The sequence below is a fragment of the Vibrio sp. 1402 genome (genome assembly GCF_033340275.1).
The window spans coordinates 1-678 of record NZ_JAWOWE010000299.1; the positions used below are offsets into that span (position 1 = coordinate 1).

Here is a 678-nt window from a genome sequence, read left to right on the forward strand (position 1 = left end):
GACAGAATTGTTAAGCCGTTGTCTGCTGCCATTGTTGGGAATGCAAACAAAAGTGACACCAATACCAACAAAGGTAACCAACGATGCCAAGCGCTCAGATTGTTCATTGTACTGCCTACCAAAAATTATCGACCAACGCCGCTTAATGCCGAATCGTGTACGTCAATCAAGCGAAGACCGTATTTGTCATTAACGACAACTACTTCCGCATGGCCAAGTAGGGAACCGTTCACTTTTACGTCCAACGGTTCGCCATTCAGCTTTTCAAGTTCAATGACGGTGCCTTCGCCCGCTTTCATCAAATCACCAAGTGGAATCTCTTTACTTGCGACTTCAAGCGTGACAGTCACAGGGATGCTTTTGAAAAAGCTCAGGTCGCGCTCTGCAGCAACAGGCTCAGGTTGGCGCGTTGTTTCAGCTTCAAAGTCTTCTAATTGAAAATCATCAAAGTTCAGTTCATCTGTGTCGAACGCTTTAGTTTCAGGCGCTTCGCTCATCGCTGCGTTTCCTTATCCGGGTTAAAAATCAAAACAAGCTGTCCGTCTTGCTCAGCAATACGGCCAGTAAAGAGAGGTTGATTGCCAATGCTTACCGGTACGGTATTCAGTAATTCGATTGGCATGATGTCATCAGGTTTTAGGCTGACAACGTCACTTAGAGCCATCGTTTTTTTACTCA

General features: G+C 45.6%; 2 protein-coding genes and 1 pseudogene. All 3 read right to left on the reverse strand.

What is annotated here, in order from left to right; genetic code table 11:
- Nucleotides 1-107 (reverse strand): annotated as a pseudogene (locus R7044_RS25675) (flagellar biosynthetic protein FliP); the annotation flags it as partial.
- 18 nt (nucleotides 108-125) lie between these two features.
- Nucleotides 126-497 (reverse strand): flagellar motor switch protein FliN, encoded by a 372-nt coding sequence (gene fliN / locus R7044_RS25680; protein ID WP_005462794.1) that lies wholly within the window; start codon nucleotides 495-497, stop codon nucleotides 126-128.
- The coding region (locus R7044_RS25685; RefSeq protein ID WP_225456055.1) for a FliM/FliN family flagellar motor switch protein at nucleotides 494-678 on the reverse strand (185 nt) is incomplete at its 5' end. The genes fliN and R7044_RS25685, both read right to left, overlap by 4 nt.